Below are 5,568 nucleotides of genomic sequence, written 5' to 3'. Positions count from 1 at the left end.
ACTACCTTCATATCCCCATCCCCCTTTTGAAAGCACTCTCGACAAATATGGTCCAGATTGTTGAACACAAGTTAGACAACACTCTTCAACTAAACTGCCCCGTTAGTTCAATAAGAAAAAAGGCTATACTCCTTCTTGAAGTAAAGCACCCGTTAGCTTAAGAACAATCTTTCACAAACTCTATATTTATTTAAACACAAATATTCAACAAACCTTCACTTCCTTTTAGGATAACATCCGTATATTGATTAAGAAAGCCTACTTAATTAATGGATCCCATTTCACAAAAACTCCGTTTAGATACAAATCTAAAGGGAGAGACCGATGATACTTTCCTATATCGTAATGTAAAATTTTTCTTTAGATCCATGATGGTAAATCAATTCAATAAATCTTTATTTTGATGACGAATACAAAAAATGATCGGTAAGCTTATACTGATAACCAACAAAAGAATTCCTGCATATAATTCAATCATTGGAATTTTTGTCCATTGATACAAGTCATTCTTTAGATAAAACGCATCTTTGAGCACTCGATTAGCGATGACGATAAAAACAAAGGCAACTGGAATAACTTTCATGAGTAAGGACAAATAATGTTGACTAGTCTGAGAGAGGAATGAGAGAATTCCGCTATAAGCCATTCCAATCAAATAGACTAACAACACGATTTTCACTAACCATTGAGCAAATGTCCATGGATAATAAGATAGCAGTAAAGGTTCTTCGCTATCGACAAAAAATGAATTCAACCCATTCGAGAAGTATTGTGTGAAATCAGCGAAATACAATAAACTTCCAAAAATGCCTACAACACAAGTAATCAATAGAAAACTAGCAGTCATGCCACTCGCAAATTGTGACCAAAGAATATTCCGTCCATGACGACTACTCCATTGAATTTTTTGTAACCCTAACAAACGATCTCTAACAAAAACAGAAGGGATCAATAAAGACAATAGAAAAATAATTAGGGTAAGAATACTTTCAAAATGGGCAGCAACCGTCGAAGTTAAATAACTCGGCAAAATATTACGCCAACCTTCTTCCTTAAATAAAGTTTCTGTAAGTCTTTCCCTTTCTTTTTCCGAATAGTGTTCATGATTGAGAAATACGTCTGATGAATCAAATTGCTTCATAGAACTCTGTAATTTTTGTAAGACATCGATTTTATCCACCATTGAATGACCAGTATCATCTATCAAATCTTGCTGAATCACATCGATTTTTTTTACGATTTCTTTCTCTTCTTCATTCATCTCATTAATTGCTACACCGGGAATGTTTTCTCGATACCATGATTCAAACTCAGTATAACTTCCAAGTTGAAGTTGTTTAGCGATAGCGTTTTCCGAGACAATCTTGTCTGCTTGTTTGACCAAGGTAATATACTCTTCTTCAATTTCTGCTATATCTTCCTCCTCGAGCGTTTGTCCGAATCGATTTTGCCACTCAGAAGCTTTATCATAAACAGAAATCATACCGCCATTCGGCCAGAATTTATGGATAAATTTCAAATCTTGATTGTAGATAACAATCGTTATTAAGAGTGCTACGAGAAGCAAAATCGGTTGAGATAACTTTTTAAACTCAACAGTAAACACTTTATTTTACCTCCTTTGTTGCATAGAATTTACTTGTTAAAATTCCGCCAACGCCTAAGAGAAGAATGTTGACGACCACTGCAATTGATTCTTGCCATGGAATTGTTGCATAAGGTCCCATTTCCGTAAACCAATAGCCTTGTATTTTCCACAGTGAAATTGGATGCCACATCAATAGAGAATGCATATTCCACCAACCTAATTGATTAATGATTTGTTCCAGTCCGAGTAAGACAACATAAATGACAACGAATACAATAAATCCTCGAAATAAATGATCCGTCCATAAGCCTACAAGAAAATTAAATCCATGACAGAGGATGATTAATAAGCCGCCTAATACAATGGACAGAATCGTATAGGTTAACAATGTCATTGGTTGCCAAAGTATAAAGGGTATTTCCAACAATTGAGGAAAATAAACGTTTACGTGAAATTGTGTCGACATACTTGTTTGCCATAATGCTCCAATAGGATGCATATGATTAAAAATGCCAAACGTCAACATTACCATCGTTACATAAAAAAGAAATGTGAGCATTAAACTCGCTACATATTTACTCACTTGTGTTTTACGTCCTGTTTTTGAGGTCATCACGAGGACATCTGTTTTGGTTAATCTCTCAGAAGTACTTCCATACAAACCTAGTAATAAAGCAAAGATTAAACTTTCTCCTAAAATTACACGAAATAATCGATTTCTTATTAAGGTGAAGAAGCTCATTGTTTCTCCCGCTGCTCCCACTTCCAATGCAGCTTGTACTTCGGCTAATTCATGTACAACGGGAGTCAATTTTTCGTATTTTCTCTTCATTTTTTCAGCGACTGAACCTTGAATTTGAAAAAAGTCAATCATCTCTTGACCCAAGGCTTCTGTTGAGTAATGTTGAAAAATATTCTCTAGTTCAGCAGTTTCTGTCAGTAATTGCTGTTGTTCCTTACTAGCGGATTGATTGGAAAGCTTTTCACGGAATTCAGATGTAATCAAAGTTCCTGTTTTTACTTCTGTTTCCTGAATATAATTTAAATAAGATTGATCCAATCCCGCTGTGGCAATATAGATTATATTTAACAATAAACTTGCTACAAAAAACAAGATAATCATTGGCTGTTCAAATAGTTTACGAATTTCAAAGGGAATAATTCGTAAAGGCATCTGTAACCACCTCGTCTCGATAAATGTACAGAAACGCGTCTTCCAAACTTGGGCGTACTTCCACACCTTCTTTTGGGACAACTGGACTTGCAATTCTCAGCAAATGACCTTCATCACTTTCTCTTTCGCTTAATAGCAATTGCTCTGGAGTTAATTGATAAGTAGCAGGAACTTCAAAAATTTTCCCTTGTACCGACCGAATAATTTGAGAGGGCGTTTCGCAACAGTACAAGTGATGATTTTTAATCATAATGATTTGTTTTGCAATCGTCTCAACATCGGAAACAATGTGTGTAGATAAAATGACAATCCTGTCTTGAGCGAGACGATGAATCAAATTACGAAAACGAACGCGTTCTTTTGGATCTAAGCCCGCTGTCGGTTCATCCAAAATTAGTAACTTCGGATTATTTAACATCGCTTGAGCAATTCCTACCCGTTGGATCATCCCTCCTGAAAAACGTTTCATTTTCTTGTTTTTTACATCAGAAAGTGCAACAAGTTCTAAAAGCTCATCAATCTTTTCTTTCGCTTCTTTCTTATTCAATTTTTGTAATGCTGCAATATATAATAAAAATCTTGTGGGCGTGTAATTGCCATAATAACCAAAATCTTGCGGTAAATAACCTAATATTCCACGATAATTCGCGCCCAGCTCTTTAATCGCTTGTCCATTCCATAATATTTCACCAGAAGTTGGGAATAAAAGTGTTGTAATCATTTTTAATAATGTCGTTTTTCCTGCGCCATTTGGAGACAATAATCCGTAAACACCATTTTCAAAAGTCAGGGAAATATCTTCCAAAACTAGATTGGCCTGAAATTTCTTACTGACGTGGCTAAGCGTTAGCATAAGTAATCGTTCCTTCCTTTTCCATAAAGTAGTTGTGACGCAATAAATAGATAAATAAAAGTAGTAATCCAAAAACGATCGCTGTGACAATCGAAATCGGTAGATACAACAGAAGCTGAGCAATCCTGTCTTGTTTCCAAACAAAGAGAACGCCCACAGCACCCCATATAATTGGCGTTACCCAATGACTGCAACGCATCGGTATTTTATATTCTAAAAGGAGTTGAATATTCGCAAATAAAAACAAGGAAGAAAACGACAGACTAAACAATCTCATCAGCGAAAGTTCTTGACCAAGCAATTGCCAAATAAGGACATTACTCCCCACAGAAACAACCAAAGAAATTCCGCTAAACGCCAACATACGTAAAATGAGTAGCTCCTTCAAAGAAACGCGTAGTGTCATTTTTAGTTCGAAGGTTCCCAACAGTCTTTCTTTCCAAATCCCAAGAAAATACAAGAGGGCATAGCAAAGAGGCGATGCCATAAAAACAGTAAAATAAATTTCACTATGGTCATTCTCAAGTAAATGATTTAAATCAGGAAAATACAGGACCCCTACTCCTATCAACAAAAGGCCAACAATAAATAAAATATCTCCGATTCCCCAAAACAGATAGCGGAAACCAACTTCTTGAAAATAAGAACGAAAAAATTCTCTAAACGTTACTGGTTGGAGATTGACTTCTTTTAAAATAAAAGCAATGCTATTTTCTTTTTCATCCTGTGTGAAAGGGATTTTCCTTCTCTCTCTATTCATGTTCACGAAACTCCTCTCTAATTTTTTTAATCAACCGATAGTACTGGGCTTTGATTCGCTCTTCTTTTTGAGCAAGCAATGAAGCAATCTCTGGAAATGATAATTCCCCATAGACGCGTAACCGGAAGATTTCCTGAATTTCCGGACGAAAACTTGCAACATATTGATTAATCGCCCCTAATAGTTCCTTCTGGTACAAACTTTCATCAAAATCTTTTTCTTCTCCCCACGCTACATCGTGCAATTCTAACCAAGTCATCTTCACTTTGCGTCGTGCATCAATGACTTTATAGGTTCCAATACGGAAGAGCCACGTCCGGAATGAAGATTTGCGATCATCGTAAGAACCCAATCCTTTTAGCACAGCGATAAAAACTTCCTGTGTTAAATCAAGAGCGTCATTTCCATTACCAACTTGACGATAAAGATAAAAATACAGGTCATCATAATAACGTCGAATCAATTCATTTGCTGCCTGATTTGAACCTTTGTTTAATATGTAACGAATTAAACGCTTATCAGTTAACACTTTTCTACTCCCTTCGACTTCATTACCTTTATATTCGAAATCCAACTTACAATCGTTGCACTATTTCACTTTATATTTTTAATCTATATCAAAGTCAGATTTATAGGGTTCATTGCAACAACTTGGGAAAACGGAATAGTATGGTCATACCTTAACGCTAAACTCTTTCTCCTCTATCCGTTAAATTGTACATTTCTTCTAATATTTCAGCCACCGTATTCAGAAGTCAGAAATTCGGTGTAATTTAATATAGGTGCCTCCAGTGGTTTACATCCATTCCAATGAATGCATCTTCTAATGTTTTTATGTCTCGTCCTACTACTTAGGCATTCGGTAAGTAATCTTGAGTACCCTTCACATTTTGATAATCTATTTTCTTCGTTTTCTTTACCTCCAATTTTTTGTAAAATAAAAAACCGCACTTGATTTAAGTCTTGGACTTAATCAAATACGGTTTAATGATAAATAGCCTTCCAATTTATAATTTTTTAAATCGGATAGCAAGGCTACTTGATGTGATGATGTAGTTGTGAGAATAAAATAATTGCCTTTTTAAGTGAACGCATAAATACTCCAACTCTAATTTCATATTTTAATGTATTTTTCAATAAATTCTTCTTCAACTAAACTCCCTCTATAAACATTGATGTATCAACGGCTTACA

Annotated in this window: 5 protein-coding genes; all 5 read right to left on the bottom strand. The window is 35.3% G+C overall.

The window, feature by feature from the left end; translation table 11 throughout:
- Positions 1–379: 379 nt before the first annotated feature.
- From AC25Y6_RS19545 to AC25Y6_RS19525, 5 genes are read right to left on the bottom strand one after another with little or no spacing between them, the layout of a single operon-like run.
- A complete protein-coding gene (locus AC25Y6_RS19545) occupies positions 380–1,606 on the bottom strand; it encodes a hypothetical protein (RefSeq protein ID WP_488144198.1) in 1,227 nt (408 codons plus the stop codon).
- A 1-nt stretch (position 1,607) separates the two neighbouring features.
- Entirely contained in the window at positions 1,608–2,762 is a 1,155-nt protein-coding gene (locus AC25Y6_RS19540) for a hypothetical protein (RefSeq protein ID WP_488144197.1), read from the bottom strand.
- Positions 2,737–3,615: an ABC transporter ATP-binding protein gene (locus tag AC25Y6_RS19535; RefSeq protein WP_488144196.1), complete on the bottom strand. Its 879-nt coding sequence runs from the start codon at positions 3,613–3,615 to the stop codon at positions 2,737–2,739. The genes AC25Y6_RS19540 and AC25Y6_RS19535 overlap by 26 nt, the downstream gene beginning before the upstream one ends.
- Positions 3,602–4,375: a hypothetical protein gene (locus tag AC25Y6_RS19530; RefSeq protein WP_488144195.1), complete on the bottom strand. Its 774-nt coding sequence runs from the start codon at positions 4,373–4,375 to the stop codon at positions 3,602–3,604. The genes AC25Y6_RS19535 and AC25Y6_RS19530 overlap by 14 nt, the downstream gene beginning before the upstream one ends.
- On the bottom strand, positions 4,368–4,904 hold the full coding sequence (locus tag AC25Y6_RS19525) for an RNA polymerase sigma factor (RefSeq protein ID WP_488144194.1): 537 nt from the start codon (positions 4,902–4,904) through the stop codon (positions 4,368–4,370). Before AC25Y6_RS19525 ends, AC25Y6_RS19530 begins: the two co-directional genes overlap by 8 nt.
- Positions 4,905–5,568: the final 664 nt, after the last annotated feature.

It is taken from the genome of Sporosarcina sp. Y1004, assembly GCF_057669665.1.
The sequence above is the reverse complement of the archived record's forward strand: the minus strand, read 5'-3'. Positions and strand labels throughout refer to the sequence as shown.